The sequence below is a fragment of the Reyranella aquatilis genome, assembly GCF_020880995.1.
GTDB classification, from domain to species: Bacteria; Pseudomonadota; Alphaproteobacteria; order Reyranellales; family Reyranellaceae; genus Reyranella; species Reyranella aquatilis.
In genome coordinates this window covers 84,052-101,329 of the sequence record NZ_JAJISD010000013.1, presented here as the reverse complement: position 1 = coordinate 101,329, position 17,278 = coordinate 84,052, and the positions used below count along the sequence as shown (strand labels likewise).

General features: G+C 67.0%; 15 protein-coding genes. 6 read left to right on the top strand and 9 right to left on the bottom strand.

Features of this window, described 5'->3' with window-relative positions:
* Window positions 1-13 precede the first annotated feature (13 nt).
* The 3 genes from LJ725_RS24710 to LJ725_RS24700 form a co-directional block, all read right to left on the bottom strand.
* Complete coding sequence (locus tag LJ725_RS24710) at window positions 14-1,726, bottom strand: hypothetical protein (protein WP_230553619.1); 1,713 nt, start codon at window positions 1,724-1,726, stop codon at window positions 14-16.
* Window positions 1,727-1,787: 61 nt separating this feature from the next.
* Complete coding sequence (locus LJ725_RS24705; protein WP_230553618.1) at window positions 1,788-3,512, bottom strand: hypothetical protein; 1,725 nt, start codon at window positions 3,510-3,512, stop codon at window positions 1,788-1,790.
* Window positions 3,513-3,612: 100 nt separating this feature from the next.
* Window positions 3,613-4,944 (bottom strand): UDP-glucose dehydrogenase family protein, encoded by a 1,332-nt coding sequence (locus LJ725_RS24700; RefSeq protein WP_230553617.1) that lies wholly within the window; start codon window positions 4,942-4,944, stop codon window positions 3,613-3,615.
* Window positions 4,945-5,099: 155 nt separating this feature from the next.
* Here LJ725_RS24700 and LJ725_RS24695 point away from each other — a divergent pair, with 155 nt between their 5' ends.
* Window positions 5,100-6,593, top strand: coding sequence for a leucyl aminopeptidase (locus tag LJ725_RS24695; RefSeq protein ID WP_230553616.1), 1,494 nt, complete (start codon window positions 5,100-5,102; stop codon window positions 6,591-6,593).
* Window positions 6,594-6,600: 7 nt separating this feature from the next.
* Window positions 6,601-7,053 carry a DNA polymerase III subunit chi gene (locus LJ725_RS24690; RefSeq protein ID WP_230553615.1) on the top strand — a complete coding sequence of 151 codons (453 nt, stop codon included), beginning with the start codon at window positions 6,601-6,603 and terminating at the stop codon, window positions 7,051-7,053.
* On the opposite strand, the gene LJ725_RS24685 is transcribed toward LJ725_RS24690, so the two are convergent.
* Together LJ725_RS24685 and LJ725_RS24680 are read right to left on the bottom strand one after the other, a co-directional pair.
* Window positions 7,054-8,139, bottom strand: coding sequence for an FkbM family methyltransferase (locus LJ725_RS24685; RefSeq protein WP_230553614.1), 1,086 nt, complete (start codon window positions 8,137-8,139; stop codon window positions 7,054-7,056). It abuts the gene before it with no gap.
* A gap of 12 nt (window positions 8,140-8,151) precedes the next feature.
* A complete protein-coding gene (locus LJ725_RS24680) occupies window positions 8,152-9,189 on the bottom strand; it encodes a cyclase family protein (RefSeq protein WP_230553613.1) in 1,038 nt (345 codons plus the stop codon).
* 131 nt (window positions 9,190-9,320) lie between these two features.
* Between LJ725_RS24680 and LJ725_RS24675 the strand changes: the two genes are divergently transcribed.
* On the top strand, window positions 9,321-10,553 hold the full coding sequence (locus tag LJ725_RS24675; protein WP_230553612.1) for an MFS transporter: 1,233 nt from the start codon (window positions 9,321-9,323) through the stop codon (window positions 10,551-10,553).
* A gap of 3 nt (window positions 10,554-10,556) precedes the next feature.
* On the opposite strand, the gene LJ725_RS24670 is transcribed toward LJ725_RS24675, so the two are convergent.
* Window positions 10,557-12,434 carry an ABC-F family ATP-binding cassette domain-containing protein gene (locus LJ725_RS24670; protein WP_230553611.1) on the bottom strand — a complete coding sequence of 626 codons (1,878 nt, stop codon included), beginning with the start codon at window positions 12,432-12,434 and terminating at the stop codon, window positions 10,557-10,559.
* A 126-nt stretch (window positions 12,435-12,560) separates the two neighbouring features.
* Between LJ725_RS24670 and ndk the strand changes: the two genes are divergently transcribed.
* Window positions 12,561-12,983, top strand: coding sequence for a nucleoside-diphosphate kinase (ndk, locus tag LJ725_RS24665; RefSeq protein ID WP_230553610.1), 423 nt, complete (start codon window positions 12,561-12,563; stop codon window positions 12,981-12,983).
* 73 nt (window positions 12,984-13,056) lie between these two features.
* Here ndk and LJ725_RS24660 read toward each other — a convergent pair whose 3' ends face one another.
* The 3 genes from LJ725_RS24660 to purM are packed head-to-tail and all read right to left on the bottom strand — an operon-like array spanning window position 13,057 to window position 15,045.
* On the bottom strand, window positions 13,057-13,260 hold the full coding sequence (locus LJ725_RS24660) for an aa3-type cytochrome c oxidase subunit IV (protein WP_230553609.1): 204 nt from the start codon (window positions 13,258-13,260) through the stop codon (window positions 13,057-13,059).
* A gap of 40 nt (window positions 13,261-13,300) precedes the next feature.
* Window positions 13,301-13,951, bottom strand: a complete 651-nt coding sequence (gene purN, locus LJ725_RS24655) for a phosphoribosylglycinamide formyltransferase (protein WP_230553608.1) — start codon at window positions 13,949-13,951, stop codon at window positions 13,301-13,303.
* Window positions 13,939-15,045 (bottom strand): phosphoribosylformylglycinamidine cyclo-ligase, encoded by a 1,107-nt coding sequence (purM, locus tag LJ725_RS24650; RefSeq protein ID WP_289296415.1) that lies wholly within the window; start codon window positions 15,043-15,045, stop codon window positions 13,939-13,941. Before purM ends, purN begins: the two co-directional genes overlap by 13 nt.
* A 45-nt stretch (window positions 15,046-15,090) precedes the next feature.
* Between purM and LJ725_RS24645 the strand changes: the two genes are divergently transcribed.
* Together LJ725_RS24645 and LJ725_RS24640 are read left to right on the top strand one after the other, a co-directional pair.
* Window positions 15,091-16,167 (top strand): DUF2066 domain-containing protein, encoded by a 1,077-nt coding sequence (locus LJ725_RS24645; protein ID WP_230553606.1) that lies wholly within the window; start codon window positions 15,091-15,093, stop codon window positions 16,165-16,167.
* Window positions 16,168-16,190: 23 nt separating this feature from the next.
* Complete coding sequence (locus LJ725_RS24640) at window positions 16,191-17,273, top strand: AI-2E family transporter (RefSeq protein ID WP_230553605.1); 1,083 nt, start codon at window positions 16,191-16,193, stop codon at window positions 17,271-17,273.
* Window positions 17,274-17,278: the final 5 nt, after the last annotated feature.

Genomic DNA, 17,278 nt, shown 5'->3' with positions numbered 1-17,278 from the left:
CCATATAGCAGGCTCAATCCGCCCGCTGCAGGCGGAAGAAGGCACCCGCGACCGGATCGACGAACAGTGGCGTCCCGGTGAATTTGGCGTGGAGTACCCGGTAGATTGTCGAGGCCTTGGAGGCGTCGGCGACGGTCGCCATGTAGGAGGTGAAGCTCGCCTCCGATAGTTCCCAAACATAGTCCGCGACGACCTGATAGCCCAGGTCCATGGCATGGCCGATCTGCTGACTCAATTCGGCAGCGATCTCCTCGCCGCTCGCCGAGGGCCGATGGATCGGGCCGTTAACGAATGCAAGGAGCTTGATCTTCGGCTTCGACGAGGGAGCGGGGCCGAGTTTGGCGAAGTAGTTCCACTCGCCGTGCCACTCGTAGAAGGTCTCGGAAACGAGCTGCTCGAAACCGTGGACGAGGAAGACGGTTCGGGATGGATCGGCCTGGCCTTCAATACGCTGAAGCGCGCCACGCCAAAGCCCGTCGGCGCCGCGTGCCGGGGCCATGCGATGGATGTTGTAGGACAAGAGCGCGACGGCGAGCAGGAGCGCGATCCTTGGTATCGCCGGGCCGAACCTGAGGGTCGCGGCCGCCACGATCGCGGCCCAGGCCACCGTCAGCCAGATCATGACGTTGATCTGCATCTGCGGATCCTGGGGCTGCGAGTAGAAGTTGAAGACCTCGCCTGCCAGGAAATTCACGCCGAAGAGCGCTGCCAGGATGCGCGGGCTCAGCGATCCGGCGTCGCGCCAGACAAGGACAAGCCACGCCACGGCGATGGCTGCAATCAGGACGGTGGCCGTCAGGACTTCGGTCCGGATGACATTCAGATAGGACGCATCTCCCATGTTGGCGCCGCCCAGGAGATACTCGGTGACGCCGACCCACAGGAAAACGACCTTGCGCATGGCAAAGCCGGCCCAGCCGGATTCGACGGCCTTACCGGTCCACAGGAGATCCCGGACGGTCCCTACATTGCCATTGTGCGGCCCCCAGAGCTGCATCGCGATCTCCGCGGTGCCGACCATGGCGACCAGGAAGATCACGACGCGGAGGAGCCTCTTCCAAAGCGGCCCCGGAGCCAGCGTGAGAGCAAGGAGCAGGGCCGGGAGCGTCGGAAACATCAGCCGCCACTCGAACAGCCAGGACAGGGCGAAGACCACGGCGACGATGGCGATGCGCCCGGGAGTCGGATTGACGAACCAGACGGCGGCGAGCGCCAGCGAGCCGAGCAGAAACGTGTAGGACGGGATGATGTCTTCGTTGCTGATCGACAGGTTGAGGAAGAAGGCGCCGCCGAGGTGGAAGGCGGTGGCGGCCCAGGCGACGTCCCGACGCGCCGTGACGGTACGGACCAGAAGGTAGACGATGCAGAGGCTGATCGCGCCGAACAGGCAGTTGATGAGTGCGATCTGGCGGCGCGGATCGCCCGTCTGCACGCCCGCGAGGTCGAGCAGGTGGCAGAGGAAGGCGACGAACGGGTAGTAGTGGAAGTTCGAAGGATCGAGCGGGGTCTTGACGTAGTCTTTCAGCCACTCCCGCACCGTCATCGCCTTGAAGACGCCGTTGCTGGTCAGGGCTTGGGGATTGTCCAGCCAGCCGACCAGCCAGACCAGACCGGCCAGCGACGCCAGGAAGATGGTGGCGAGATCGACGACGCAGGTGCGCTCCGACCACCAGGGGGGAGCGGGATCAGGTCGCCCGGCGATCGTCGTAAGTGTCTGTTTTCCCAAGATTTAGGGTTTCTGCCACACGGCGGGTGGAGGTGCCAAGGGCGGGTGGATGCGGGAAATGCTACTGGCGCGGCGCGATCGGCGTCAGCCGCACGAAAGGCCCCGCCACTGGATCCACGTAAACCGGTGTTCCGGTGAATTTCGTGTGGAGCATTTCGTACAGGGCATCCGATTTGCCCTTGTCCGCAACCGTCGACAGGGCCGATTCCATCTTCTCGCGGCTCCAGTTCCACACGTCGGCCGCGACCACGTCGTATCCGAGTGCCATCGCCTGCAGGATCTGCTGCTCGAGTTCAGCGGCCAGTTCCGGCCCGGTGAGGCGGGGACGGTTCACGGCGCCGCTGACCAGCGCCAGCACCTTGAACTTCGTAGCTGGCGTCGGCGCAGGGCCGAGCGTGTCGAAGAACTTCCAGTCGCCGTTCCAGTGATAGTAGGTCTGGGAGACCAGGCCCTCGAAGCCGTGAACGAGCAGGAAGCTTCGGGCGGGCGGGACGTGCTGCTCGATGCGCTCAAGCGTGGCCCGCCAGCGCGTATCCTCGCCGCGCGTCGCGGCCAGGGCGTGCACGTTGTAGGCGAGGATGCCAGCTGATACGCAGGCGAATGTCGATAGGGCCGCGCGCCGGTGCGTGCGGGCCGCGTGGGCGACGAGCAGGATCGCCGCGATCGTCAGCCAGGGCATGACGTTGATCTGCATCTGCGGGTCCTGCGGCTGCGAATAGACGTTCATCACCTCGCCGGCGACGAAGGTGCCGCCGAAGACGGCGACGAGGATGCGCGTCTGCGGCACCGACCGGTTGTGCCAGAAGAGCAGCAGGGCGGCGACGGCCAGACCGACGATGACCACGGTCGCCGCGCCCATCTCGCGCGCATACAGGGGAAGCGAGGCCAGGTCGCCCAGATTGCGCCCGCCCAGAAGCGTCTCGCTGATGCCGGCCCACAGGAACCACCACTTGGCGGCGGTGAATCCGGCCCAGCCGGTCTCCACGCCCTTCGCCGTCCAGACGAGATCGACGAGGCGGTAGGGATTTCCGGGCTGGCTCCCCCACAGGAGTTGCAAGACGGCGACGACCGCCACGGAGGTCAGCAGGAACGTCGCGATCCAGCCCAGTCTGGCGAGCGGTCGGCCGGAAGCGATCGCCAGGGCCAGCAGCATGGCCGGCAGGGTGGGGAACATCAGCCGCCACTCGAACAGCCAGGCGAGGGTGAAGATCGCCGACACGATCGCGACGCGCCGCACGGTCGGCCGCACGAACCACAGTACCGCCAGTACCATCGCCGCGAACATCAGCGTGTAGGACGGCATGATGTCTTCGTTGCTGATCGCGAGATTGAGGAAGAAGCCGCCGGCCAGATGGAACAGGGTGGCGAGCCACGCGATCGCGCGGTCGCCGGTCAGCCGGCGCGCGAACAGGTACAGCACCGACAGGCAGGCCGCCGCGCTGGCGGCATGGATGACCGCCATCTGGCGACGGGGATCGCCCGGAAAGACACCCAGTACATCGAGAAGCGCGCAGAGACGGCCGACGATCGGGAAGTAGAGATAGTTCGAGGCATCGAGCGATGCCGTTGCCGGCGTCTGAACCCAGGGCTTGAGTTGCAGGGCCTTGAAGATGCCGTTGCCGGTTATGCCCTGGGCGTTGTCGTACCAGAGGATCAGGCCGACGAGGCCGCAGAAGGACAGGAGCCAGACGAGGACGGCATCGAGGGTCCCTCCCGAACCGCCTTGCCCGTTGGATACTTGCCAGGTCGGCGTCGTCGGAACGGGGAGGAGAGGCGACGCCAGCATCGCTCGTCTGTGCCAGATTCGCTTTTCGCTGCCAACGTGTCGGCATGAAAAAGCCCGCGGGACGCGGGCTTTCTCACTCGGAGGATGTCGGAAGCCAGGCCTAGCGGCCCGACCCGAGATACAGAACGTCTGCAACCTGTTCGAACTTCTCGGCCGGCAGCGTGCGCCAGAGGTCGAGAACGGTCAGCCGCTGGCCGTCGCGCTTGCACCACGCCGGATCGATGTCCTTGTACTGCGGCCAGCCGGTGCCGACGATCAGCAGGTCGCACTCGCGGACCGCGCCCTCGAGAGAGGAGGCGCCGACCACCTTGTCCCCCAGCACGGCCAGCGCCGGATCCTGGGCCAACGGATCGTGCACCACCACCACGTATCCCGCATCGGCCAGGTTGGCGGCCAGCTTCACGCTGTGGCTTTCCTCCACTACGGGCGTCTGCGGCTTGTAGGACAGGCCAAGCAGCGCGATGCGCGTGCCGGACTTGGCGAACTTGGCGACGAGGCCCGACAGCCGTTCGATCTGGTAGTTGTTGATGCGGTCGGTCGCCTCGGCCACGTCGGCGCGGGCGCCCAGCTTGCGGGCAAGTGCCGCGAACGCCACGTTGTCGCGCGGGAAGCAGGGGCCGCCATAGCCCATCGCACCCTTGAGGTACTTCGAGCCGATGCGGGTGTCGGCACCCAGCGCCTTGGTGACGACGTCGACGTCGGCGCCCGGCAGGCGATCGCAGATGTCCGCCAGCATGTTGGCGTAGGAGATCTTGGTCGTGACATAGGTGTTGACGGAGATCTTGGTCAGCTCCGCGCTCACCCAGTTCATGCGCTGCACCGGCGGCTTCTTCTCGCACATCTGCAGGTAGATGGTGGCCAGCATGTCGCCGGCCTTGGGATCGCTCTGCCCGACCAGGATCGAATCGGGATAGAGCATGTCGCGCACGACGCTGCCGAGCGCGATGAACTCCGGATTGTAGCAGAGGCCGAGCTCGGGCCCGATCTTGCGGCCCGAGGCGGCCTCGAGGGCCGGTGCGATCTCAGCCGACATGGTGCCGGGCATCACCGTCGAGGTGATGACGACCATGTGGTAGCCCTTCTTGTTGCGCAACGCCTTGCCGAGCGTCTCCATTGCCTGGAGCACGAAGCGGTTCGAGAAGAAGCCGGTGCTGTCGGACGGCGTCGGCACGATCACGAAGCTGGCGTCGCTCTTCTGAACCGCCTCGTTGGCGTCCATGGTGGCCGACAGGCGCTCCTTGTTCGCGGCGATCAGCTCGTTGAGCTGCGGCTCGACGATGGGCATCTTGCCTGCGTTCATCGCGTCGACGAACGTTTTGTTCACGTCGAGGCCGATGACGGTGAATCCGCGGCTGGCAAGGACCGCCGCAAGGGGGGCACCGAGCTTGCCGAGGCCGACGACCGAGACGCGAGGCAGAGTTCCTGAGGTCATTTCCATGTCCGTTTTGAGGGCCGGTACTGATACTGGTGCTGGCGGCCGGATGCCACCCCCATTTGCAGGGTCCTTTACGGTAAAGACTGCTTGCGCGCACCCGTCGCAGGGGCGAAAAATCGTCGCCGATCAGGCGCTTAGGGCGGGGTAACGAGATGAAAGTGGAATTTTCGGCCTTTCCGAAGGCCTTCTCGGGCAATGTGGCGGTGTTCGTCGGGGCCGACAAGCAGCTGCTGGCGACGGCCCAGTCGGTGGATGCGGCATCGGGCGGCGCCGTCTCCCGCGCCTTCGAGGGCGGCCGCTTCACCGGGAGCAAGGGCCAGACCCTGACCGTCCTGGGGCATTCGGGAGATATCGCACGCCTGCTGCTACTGGGCGTCGGCAAGGGCAAGGAACTGGATGCCCGCGCGGCCGAGGGGCTGGGGGGTGTGATCGCTGCGGAAGCCAACGCCGCGGGGCATACCGCCGTCACGGTGGTAGTCGATGCGGTGAAGGGCAGCCGGCTGACGCCGGCCCAGATCGCCGCCCACCTCGCCTTGGGCGTACGACTGCGCTCCTATCGCTTCGACAAGTACAAGACCAAGGACAAGCCCGAGCAGAAGCTCTCGCTGCAGCACCTCACCGTCGTGCTGGCCGGTCCGGCCGACGCGCGCAAGGCCTACGCCCAGCTCGAGCCGGTGGTCGACGCCGTGTTCCTGACGCGCGACCTCGTGAGCGAGCCGCCGAACGTCCTCTACCCGGTCGAATTTGCCCGCCGCGCCCGGGAGCTGACCAAGCTCGGCGTGAAGGTCGAGGTGCTCGGCGAGGCCGAGATGAAGAAGCTCGGCATGGAGACGCTGCTGGCGGTCGGGCAGGGCAGCGGGCGCGATTCGCAGCTCCTGGTCATGACCTGGATGAACGGGCCCAAGGGCCAAGCGCCGATTGCGCTCATCGGCAAGGGCGTTTGCTTCGATACCGGCGGCATCTCGCTGAAGCCGGCCGCCGGCATGGAAGACATGAAGTGGGACATGGGCGGCGCCGGCGCCGTCACCGGTGCGATGCGCCTGATCGCCGGCCGCAAGGCCAAGGCGAACGTCGTCGCGGTCTGCGCCCTCGTCGAGAACATGCCGGACGGCAATGCCCAGCGCCCGGGCGACGTCGTGAAGTCTATGTCGGGCCAGACGATCGAGGTCATCAACACCGACGCCGAGGGCCGCCTGATCCTGTGCGACGCCATGTGGTACGCGCAGGAGAAGTTCAAGCCGCAGGCCATGGTGGAACTCTCGACCCTGACCGGTGCGATCATCGTGGCGCTGGGCCATGAGCGCGCCGGCCTGTTCTGCAACAACACGCAGCTTTCCAACCGCCTGCGCGCCGCCGGCGCGGCGATCGGCGAGAAGCTGTGGCGCATGCCGCTGGGGCCGAAGTACGACAAGCTGATCGAGTCCGAGATCGCCGACATGAAGAACGTCGGCGGCGGCCGCGACGGCGGCTCGATCACAGCGGCGCAGTTCCTGCAGCGCTTCGTGCAGGATGGCGTGGCCTGGGCCCACATCGACATCGCGGGGGTGGCCTGGTCGGGCAAGGGCGACGTCACGACGCCCAAGGGCGCCACCGCCTACGGCGTGCGGCTGCTCGACCGGCTGATCGCCGAGAACTACGAGCGCTGATCCGCCAATGGCGACCGAGGTCAATTTCTATCACCTGACCCGATCGTCGCTGGAAGACACGCTGCCGCGCCTGCTGTCCAAGACCCTGCAGGCGGGGGAGCGGGCGGTCGTGCTGCTTGGGTCAGCGGAGCGGGTGGATGCGTTGAACACCCATCTCTGGACCTACGATCCCGACGGCTTCCTGCCGCACGGCGCCGCCCGCGACGGCGAAGCCGATCGCCAGCCCATCTGGCTGACTCATCTCGACGAGAATCCGAACGGAGCGGCCTTCCTGTTCGTGGCCGATCGGGCGAAGTCCGAGAGGGTCGGCGGTTACAAGCGTTGCTTCGAACTGTTCGACGGCCGCGACGACACGGCCGTCGCCGACGCGCGCGAACGCTGGAAGGAATACAAGACGGCCGGACACGCCGTGGCCTACTGGCAGCAGACCGACAGCGGCGGCTGGGAAAAGAAGGCATAGCTAGCGGCTGTCGCGCGGCCTCAGGTAAGCGCGCCAGGCCGCCGCGAGGCGCTCGCGCAAGGGGATGGGGCCTTCGGGGCGATAGAAGTCCGGCGGATCGGACTCGAAACGTTGCATGTAGCTTCGATAGTCGAGCGGGCGAGCGCGATTGCCCTGCGTCTGGGCGGCGAGCAGGTCGAGGCCGCCATCGACGGACATGACGGGCTCTAGTCTGGCGCGCGCGCCGAGGAGCAGCTCGGCGGCGGCATCCGGCACATCCCAGGCCGACAGGATCGCGGCCAGCTTGGCGATCTTCTCGCCGCTCAGGCTGGCAAGCCTGCTCGTGCCATTGGGTCCCATCAGATCGAGCGCATAGTAGGCCTCGCCCTGGAAGGGGCGGCCGGAATGGGTTTCGGCGGGGGTCGGCCAGACGTAGCGGGCAGGAAGCGCGCGCGAGGAGTAGTTGCGGACGTCCAGCCGGAACAGGTCGAACCCATGGCGGCGCATGAAGCGGTCGGTGTTGTGGAAGGAGTGCTCGTCGGGCGAGCCGTCGCCCACGAAGTTCACTTCCATCTGCACGGCGAGCAGGTCCTTGGGCAGGCGCCCCTCGAAACTTTGCAGGATCTGCCAGTCGATGCCGTCGGTGTCGATCTTCATGTAGTCGAGATCGGTCCAGCCGCGCTCGGCGAGAAGATCGGGCACCACCACCGGCTTGTTGGGATCGGCGAGGCCGGTCAGCTCCCAGGCATTATGCCGGAGCTGCTCCTCGGCCGATGCTGTCTGAAGCCGGGCGTCACGGATCTCGCGTGTGCGCATGAAGCTCATGCGGTCGCGCATCTTCATGATCAGGGGCGCGGCCGGGCCGGCGGACAGATCGACCGGCTTGTCGGCGCTGGGGCTCACGAAGGCCGCCACGTAGGAGACCTCGGGATTGTGCTCTTCCGCCGCGAGACGCTTGCATTCGCTTGCGCTCGCATCGATGCCCAGCGCCTTCAGCCTGTCGCCGAAGGCACGCCATTTCGGGTCGAGGCCGCCGGAGCAGCCGATGTCGAGCAGCGCGAAGCGTTCCGCCTTCAGCCCTTGGGCGACCAGTGCAAGGAACGACATCGCGTGCCGGACTCAGACCGTGGCGACCGGAGTCGCGGGCGAGCCCACGGCGCCGGGCAGGCGCAGCGGTGGCGCCGTCAGCAGGAAGCGCGACCGCTTCCGCTCACGCAGCCATAGCGCCAGGTCCTTCAGCCACCAGATCTCGCCGAGGTTGAGGCCCAGCTTGAACAGGCAGTGATTGTGGATCGGTAGCGACGGGTGCTCGGCATCCTCGGGGCCGGGCCGGGCCGGCACCGCCTCGACGCCGTAATTGTCGGCGATCAGCGCGGAGATCTGGCTGTCGGTGATCCACTGCAGCAGCTGCTTGTCGCGGCCGTCGAGGACGCAGCACATCGCGTGGGCGCGCGCCGGGTCGACGTTCTTGTTCATCTTCATGATCTCGTCGGTGAAGCCGGTGTACAGCAGCAGCATGTCGCCGGGCTCCACCACCACCTTGTCGGCCTCGAGCACGCGCCTGAAGTCGTCGTAGCTCACATACTTGTGGTCGCGGCCGTAGTGCTTCTCGAGGTCGACCAGTACCGCGCGGCCCTGGATCGCCTTGGCCGCCATGTTCTCGACGCCGAGCTTGTGGGCGTAGCTGAGATGGCCGCAGCCGTCTCGGCCGGCGTCAGGCTGCGGGCCGACCACGTCGGAGCCGGGCTTGAAGCCGTTGTAGTAGAGCGGCTCGGGTACGCCGTCGCCGTCGGCATCGAACAGGCCGCCGACATGGGCCAGCGTGTCCCACTGCGTCGAATACTGCAGGGTGAGGATCACACGGTCGTCGCTCGCCACGTCGGCGAACAGCGGGTTCAGGCTGTTGGTCAGGAAGTTGAAGCGCCAGCCGTTCTCGTCGCCGGTCGGCGAGAGGACCGGCGGCAGGCGGCGCGGATTCAGGACGTTGCCGCCGGGAAAGTCGAGCGGCAGGCTGAGGCAGAACGACAGGCCTTCCTTCACCTCGGCGATGCCCTCCAGCACCTTCTTCGGGGTGATCAGATTGAGGCGGCCGAGCTGGTCGTCGTCGCCCCAGTCGCCCCAGGTCGATCCTTCAGGACGATGCTTCCAGCGCTTCATGATGCGTTTCTCCCTCTTGCCGCCGGGACACTACAAGGGCCGCCGCAGCGCGTCATCACGCATGGCTACCCCGCGCAATTCAACCGGCGTTCGCGCTGCGGATCGCCTATGATCGCGGGGACGAGGTGTCCATGTCCGCTGCAACCGCCACGCCGCCGCTTCGGCATGATTTCCGGGTGATCAGCTTGATCGGCGTTGCCCACGGCGCTAGCCACTACTACCAACTCGCCTTCGCGACGATGCTCCTGATCGTCCGCCAGGAAGTGGGGCTGAGCTACGCCGATGTCGGCCTGCTCGCCGGCATTTTCTACGGCGTCTCCGGCGTCGCGCAGACGGCCGCCGGCTTCGCTGTCGACCGGTTTGGCGCCCGGCCCATCCTCGCCGGAGGCCTGCTCGTCGTCGGCCTCGGCCTCGCCTGCATTTCGTTCGCGCATTCCTTCGCGGGGTTCGCCTTCATCGCCGTGATCGCCGGCCTGGGCAACTCGGTCTTCCATCCGGCCGACTTCGCGCTGCTCAATTCGTCGGTCAGCCAGAACCGGCTCGGCCGTGCGTTCAGCATCCATGGGCTCGGCGGTTCGCTGGGCTGGGCCGCGGCGCCGGTGATGTACTTCCTCGACAGCCTGTTCGGCTGGGTGGGGGCGGCGCTGATCGGAGCGCTGCCCGGCATCGTCCTTTCGGTGCTGGTCTTCATGCATCGCGAGGAGCTGGTCGACCATCGCGTGAAGGTGCGTGCCGCCGCCGCGCAGCCGGGCGCAAAGCCGGGGCTGGCGCTGTTCCTGCAGCCGGCGCTGCTGCTCTGCCTGGCGTACTTCGCGCTGATCGCGGCCAACACCGTGGGGATCCAGCAGTTCGCGGTGCCGGCCTGGAGCAGCATGTTCGGCGTCACCGAGAACTATGCCGCCTTCTGCCTGATCGTGTTCATTGTCGGTTCGGCCGGCGGCATCCTGGTGGGCGGCTACTTCGCCGACCGCGTGCGCCGGCACGATCTCGTCGCGGCGTTCGGCCTGCTGGCGGCGGCCTGTCTCACGGTGCCGATCGCCACCCAGACGGTGCCGGCGACCTTACTGCCGATCCTGCTGGCGCTGGCGGGTGCGGCTGGGGGCATCACCAATCCGTCGCGCGACATGATCGTGCGCAACGCCACGCCGCCCGGTGCCTCGGGCAAAGTCTTCGGCTTCGTCTATTCCGGCCTCGACATCGGCTCGTTCGTGGCGCCGCCGCTGTTCGGCTTCCTTATGAACAGCGGCCTTCCGGCCGTCATCTTCTGGATCGCCGTCGGGCTCTATACGTTCAACGCCGGGATGGTGATGCTGATCCGGCACAGCAGCACGCCAAAGCCGGCCTATCCCGCCGTCGCGGAATAGGCGTCAGGCGGCGGCTTCCAGCGCTTCCTGCGCTGTCAGCCAGCGCTTCTCGGCATTCTCGACCTCACGCTCGAGGCGCGCCTTTTCCTTCTGCAGCTCGGTCACGACGCTGCCCGGTCCGGCATAGATCGCCGGGTCGCCCAGCTTGGCGAGCACGCCGTTCAGCTGCTCGGTGAGGCGGGCCAGCATCTTCTCCGCGCTGTCGACGGCCTTCTTGAGCGGCGCCTTGTTGGTGCGGTTGTCGGCAGCCGCCTTGCGCTGGTCCTTCTTGCTGCCCGCATCCGCCGGTTTCTCGGCCTTGGGGGGGCGGGCGCCGCGCTCCTTCAGCAGCTTCGCTTGGTACTCATCGATGTCGCCGTCGAACGGTTTCACCGTGCCCTTCTCGACGACCCAGAGCGCGTCGGCGACCATCTTCACGAGATGCGTGTCGTGGCTCACCAGCACGACGGCGCCCTCGAAGTCGTTGATGGCGTCGACCAGCGAGGCGCGCGCATCCATGTCGAGATGGTTGGTCGGCTCGTCGAGCAGCAGCAGGTGCGGCGCGGTGCGGGTGGCCAGCGCCAGCAGCAGGCGGGTCTTCTCGCCGCCCGACATGACGCCGACCTTGAGATTGGCGCGGTCGCGCGAGAAGCCGAAGCGGCCGAGCTGGGCGCGCACCTTGGCCTCGCCGGCGCCCGGTCCGAGCGCGCGGGCCATGTGATCGAACGGAGTCGCCTCGAAGTCGAGGCTCTCTTCCTGATCCTGCGAGAAGTAACCGACGCGCAGCTTGGGTGTCTTCTTCAACTGGCCTTCGCGCGGCTCCAGGCGCTGCGAGATCAGGCGGATGAAGGTCGACTTGCCGTTGCCGTTCTGGCCGAGCAGCGCGATGCGGTCTTCCATGTCGATGCGCAGGTCGAGGTTGCGCAGCACCAGCGGCCCGTCGGGATAGCCGACCGACACGTCGTCGAGCGTCTCGATCGGGGAAGCGAGGATGTCGGGCGAGGGGAAGTTGAATGAGATGCGCTCGTCGATCGGTACCGAGGCCACGGGCCCCAGCTTCTCGATCATCTTCATGCGCGACTGCGCCTGGCGCGCCTTGCTGGCCTTGGCCTTGAAACGGTCGACGAAGGCCTGCATGTGCTTGCGCTGTGCAGCCAGCTTGGCCTGCTGGGCGGCGTCGTTGGCGAGTCGCTCGGCGCGGGTGCGCTCGAAGAAGTCGTAGTTGCCGGTGTAGGCCACGAGCTTCTGCTGGTCGATGTGGACGATGTGGTCGCAGACGTCGTTCAGCAGGTCGCGGTCGTGGCTCACCATCAGAACGGTGTTGCGGAACCGCTTAAGGTACTCCGTCAGCCAGATCATGGCCTCGACGTCGAGATGGTTCGACGGCTCGTCGAGGATCAGCAGGTCGGGACTGCTGAACAGCGTGCCGGCGAGCGCCACGCGCATGCGCCAGCCGCCTGAGAACTCGCCGCAGGGGCGGGACTGCTTCTCGTTGTCGAAGCCCAGGCCGTTCAGGATCGAGGCCGCGCGCGAAGGTGCAGCGGCCGCGCCGATTTCCTCGAGACGGGCATGGATCTCGGCGAGGCGCACACCGTCCTGGCAGGTCTCGTCCTCGGCCAACAGGGCACTGCGCTCGACGTCCGCGGCCAGCACGGCGTCGATCACCGCGATGTCGCCGCCGGGAGGGTCCTGCGGCACCGAGCCGACCCGTGTCCTGCCCATCAGGTTGATCTCGCCGCTGTCGGCCTCGATCTGCCCCTGGATCAGGCGCAGCAGGGTGGACTTGCCGGCGCCGTTGCGACCGACCAGTCCGACCTTCCAGCCGTCCGAAAGGGACGCGGAGGCGCGGTCGAAGAGCACCCTCTCGCCGTGGCGGAAGGAGATGTCGTTGATGTGGAGCATGGGCGGCGGGCATTTACCATGCGATTTGGCCGCAAACCAAGGACATTGGCCCCGCTTGCCGGCCATGGGCACCGCGTCTATAAGGCGCGCCCACACGCTGAAATCACGGACAGCACGAGGGAATTCATGGCCGTCGAACGTACTTTCTCGATCATCAAGCCGGACGCGACCCGCCGGAACCTCACCGGCAAGATCAACGCCCGCTTCGAGGAGAAGGGCCTGCGCATCGTCGCCCAGAAGCGCATCCACATGAGCCGCGCCCAGGCCGAGCAGTTCTACGGCGTCCACAAGGCCCGTCCGTTCTTCAATGACCTGTGCACCTTCATGACCTCCGGCCCGGTCGTGGTGCAGGTCCTGGAGGGCGAGAACGCCGTCGCCAAGAACCGCGAGATCATGGGCGCCACCAACCCGGCCAACGCTGACGCCGGCACGATCCGCAAGGACTTCGCCGAGTCGATCGAAGCCAACTCGGTGCACGGCTCGGACTCGCCCGAGAACGCCGCCATCGAGATCGCCTACTTCTTCGCGGGCTCAGAGATCGTCGGCTGAGGCGAAAGCCCGCCAGACACAAAAAAAGCGGCCCATCGGGCCGCTTTTCTTTTGCGCGGTCGGTGACGCCGCGTCAGCTCAGGATGGCGAACGCGATCAGCAGCGCAATCGAGCCGCCGATGCCCATCACGAGGGCCAGCAGGGGCAGATGGCCCACGAGGCCGATCGCCATCGAGACCAGCACCAGGACGATCCAGAGGATCGAAAAGGTCACCAGCTTGTTGAACGACGTGTAAGTCGCCAGGTGAGCCGGATAGTCGTCCTGCGCTTCAGCCATGTCTCGTCCCCGTTGAAAACGTTGGCGAGGTTATAACCAACTAGGGTTGGGGAGAAAAGAGGAGCGTGGCGTCGCACGCGATGCCTTGGACCATGACCTTGCCGCCCGAAATGTTCACGCGCCCCTCGGCGAACCAGCGCACGACCAGCGGATAGAGCCGGTGCTCCTGGCGCAGGATTCGCGCCGACAGACTCTCCTCTGTGTCGCCGGCCAGTACCGGGACTGCGGCCTGCGCGATGATCGGGCCGGAATCGAGATCGGGCGTCACAAGGTGGGCCGTGCAGCCGCTCACCCGGACTCCGGCGTCGAGCGCCTGCCGCTGCACGTGCATGCCCTTGAAGGCCGGCAGCAGCGAGGGGTGGATGTTGATCAGGCGGTCCGCCCATCGGGCGGGGAACCAGGGGCTGAAGATCCGCATGAAGCCCGCCAGCACAACCAGCCCGACGCCATGCCGTTCGAGTTCGGTCGAGACGGCCCGGTCGAAGCTCTCGCGATCGGGGTGGTCCCTGTGGGAGACGAGGGTGGTCGGAATGCCCGCGGCCGCAGCGATCCCGAGACCGGGCGCGTCGGCCTTGTTGCTCACCACGCAGGTGATTTCGGCCGGATAGTCCGCCGCCCCGGCCGCTTCGATCAGGGCGGCGAGATTGCTGCCGCGGCCGGAGATGAGAACACCGACCTTCAGCTTCGCCATAGGCTTTCGGCGTGCTCGACCACGCAGTCGGCCTCGTCCGTCGGGGCCTTCTCGATGACGCCGATCTCGCTCACCGTCTCACCGGTCTCCTTCAGGGCCGCGGCGACGCGGGCGGCATCTGCCGGTGCGACCACGACGATCATGCCCAGTCCGCAATTGAAGGTGCGCAGCATGTCGTCGGTCGGCACCTGGCCGACCTCGCGGAGCCACCGGAAGACCGTTGGCACGCCCCAGGTGCGCGCGTCGAGGCGGGCGCGCAGTCCGTCGGGCAGGCAGCGCGGCACGTTGCCGGGCAGGCCGCCGCCGGTGATGTGGGCCAGTCCCTTGATGGCGCCCGTGCCGCGGATCACCTTCAGGAGCTGCTTCACGTAGATCCGGGTCGGTTCGAGCAGCGCCTCGCCCAGGGTCGCTTCCGCGAACGGGGCACGGTCGGAATACTTCAGCCCGCTGCGCTCGACGACGCGGCGCACCAGCGAATAGCCGTTGGAATGGGGGCCGCTCGAGGCGATGCCGAGGACGACATCGCCCTCCGCGATGTCGGTGCGCGGCAGCAGCGCATTGCGCTCGGCGGCGCCCACCGTGAAGCCGGCGAGATCGTAGTCGCCATCGACGTACATGCCGGGCATCTCTGCCGTCTCGCCGCCGACCAAGGCGCAGCCGGCGCGCCGGCAGCCTTCGGCGATGCCCGCCACCAGACGACGGCCGACATCGACGTCGAGGCGGCCGCTGGCGTAGTAGTCGAGGAAGAACAGCGGCTCGGCGCCCTGCACCACGATGTCGTTTACGCACATGGCGACGAGGTCGATGCCGACCGTGTCCGGCACGGCCGCCTCGATGGCGACCTTGAGCTTGGTGCCGACGCCGTCGGTGCCGGAGACGAGGATCGGATCGGTGAAGCCCGCCGCCTTGAGGTCGAACAGCCCGCCGAAGCCGCCCAGCCCACCCATCACACCGGGGCGGTTGGTGCTTCTGGCCAACGGCTTGATGTGCTCGACGAGGTCGTCGCCCGCATCGATGTCGACGCCGGCGTCCTTGTAGGTGAGGGGGGCCCGATTGTGGCCAGGGGCGTCAGGCTTCAAGCCGGCTTCTTTCATGCTAGATAGGTCGCCGCGAACATAACCAAAAACCGGACCCCCGCAATGCCGATAGGCCGCGTCTTTTCCACGATTGCTGCCGCGCTCCTGGCGGTCCTCGTCGCCACCGTGGCCTCTGCGCAGGCTCCAGGCGGCACCGGCTACGACGTGACCGGTGTCGAGGTCGATGCCACGGGGGCCGACCCTGTGCAGGCGCGGCAACAGGGTATCCGCGATGCCCGCCGCAAGGCGCTGGGGCTGCTGGTGAATCGCATGGTGTCGGCGGAGGATCGTGCGCGATTGCCGCAGATTGACGACGCGCAACTTGAAAACATGGTGCGCGGCATCGAGTTCGTGCGCGAGCGCTCGGCGCCCGGCCGCTACATCGCCACGCTCAACGTCGTTTTCGCGCCCGATGCGGTGAAGTCCTATCTGGGCGGCGCCGGGGCCAGGATCGTCGAGACGGTGCCGAGGCCAGCGCTGGTGATTCCGCTCTGGAAGGGACCGTCGGGGGTCGAGCCGCTGAACGACCGCAACGCCTGGCGCGAGGCCTGGCAGCAGCTCGACAGCGCCGGCAGTGCCGTGCCGGTCACGCTGCTGCGCGGCGATCCGGCTGACCAGGGCGTGCTTTCGGCGGAACAGGCCTATGTCGGCGACGTCTCGGCGCTGGCGCGGCTGAACGAGCGCTATCGCGCGCCGACCATCATCGTGGCCACGGTCGATGGCGACAAGAGCGGCGGACCCCTGACGATCGGCGGCATGCGGTACGACACGCAGACCGGTGCCCGCAGCGAAATCGCGCGCGTCCCGGTCGCAAGCGCGGCGGACCTGGCGGCGGCGGTGAAGGCGATCCACGCCAAAGCCGATCAGGACTGGCGCAGCATCGGCACCGTGCGGCGCGATTCGCAGGATTCGCTCGACGTGGTGGTGCCGATTCGGGCGCTTGGCGACTGGGTTCAGGTGCGCCAGCGCCTCGGCTCGATCCCGGCCGTGAAGGCGGTGACCGTGAAGACGCTCGAGTCCGATCGTGCCGACCTGAAGCTCGACTTCTTCGGCACGACCGAGGAGCTGCAGCGCACCCTGGCACAGGCCGGCCTCAGCCTGTCCCAAGAGGCGGGGCGATGGCAGTTGCAGGCGCGTTAGGCGCGGCCCGGGGAGTCTGATCGATGGGGCAATCACCCGCTTTGGGGCGCTGGCTGTTCTGGGGCGCGGTCGCTGCGGCGGTTCTGCTGCTGCTGTGGCTTCTGAACGACATCCTGCTGCCGTTCGTGGTCGGCATGGTGGTGGCGTACTTCCTCGACCCTGTCGTCGTGCGCCTGGAACGGGCACGCCTGTCGCGCACCATGGCCACCACGGTGGTCACGATCCTCGCTGTCCTCGCTGCCGTCGGAATCGTGATGGCGATCCTGCCGCCGCTGTTCGGTCAGATCCAGTCGCTGATCACCAGCGCCCCGGAATACATCGTGAAGGCGATGGGCCGGATCCAGCCGCTGCTCGAACCGCTGCGCAACCGTCTGGGCTTCGATCCGCCCAGCATCCACGACCTGCAGGCGGAAGCGACGCAATGGGCCGGCAAGGGGCTCGCCTTCGCCGGCGGCCTCGTCGGCGCGGTGGCCGAGCGCGGCGTGGCGATCATCAATCTGCTCGGCCTTCTGTTCATCACGCCGGTCGTGACCTTCTACCTGCTGCGCGACTGGGAGAAGCTGATGGCGGCGATCGACGGCACGCTGCCGCTCGACCATGCCGACACGATCCGCAAACTCGCGCGCGAATCCAACGCCGCCATCGCGGGCTACATGCGCGGCCAGGCGCTGGTCTGCCTCTCGCTGGGGACGTTCTACGGCATCGGGCTCACGCTGGTGGGATTGCAGTTCGGCCTGGTCATCGGCCTGATCGCGGGCGCGATCTCGTTCATTCCCTTCGTCGGCACCTTCGTGGGCGCGGTCATGGCGCTAGGCATGGCGCTGGCGCAGTTCCCGCCCGAATGGATGGGCGTGGTGAAGGTCGCGGTCGTGTTCCTCCTCGGGCAGACACTCGAAGGCAATTTCCTCTCGCCCAAGCTGGTCGGCGACCGCGTCGGCCTCCATCCTGTCTGGATCATGTTCGCGCTGCTGGCCGGCGGCTCGCTGTTCGGCTTCACCGGCGTGCTGATCGCCGTTCCGGTGGCGGCGGTCCTCGGGGTGATCGTTCGGCACTTCGTGGCACGCTACCGCGAAAGCGATCTCTACCGCGGTAGCTCGAACGGCTGAGCGGG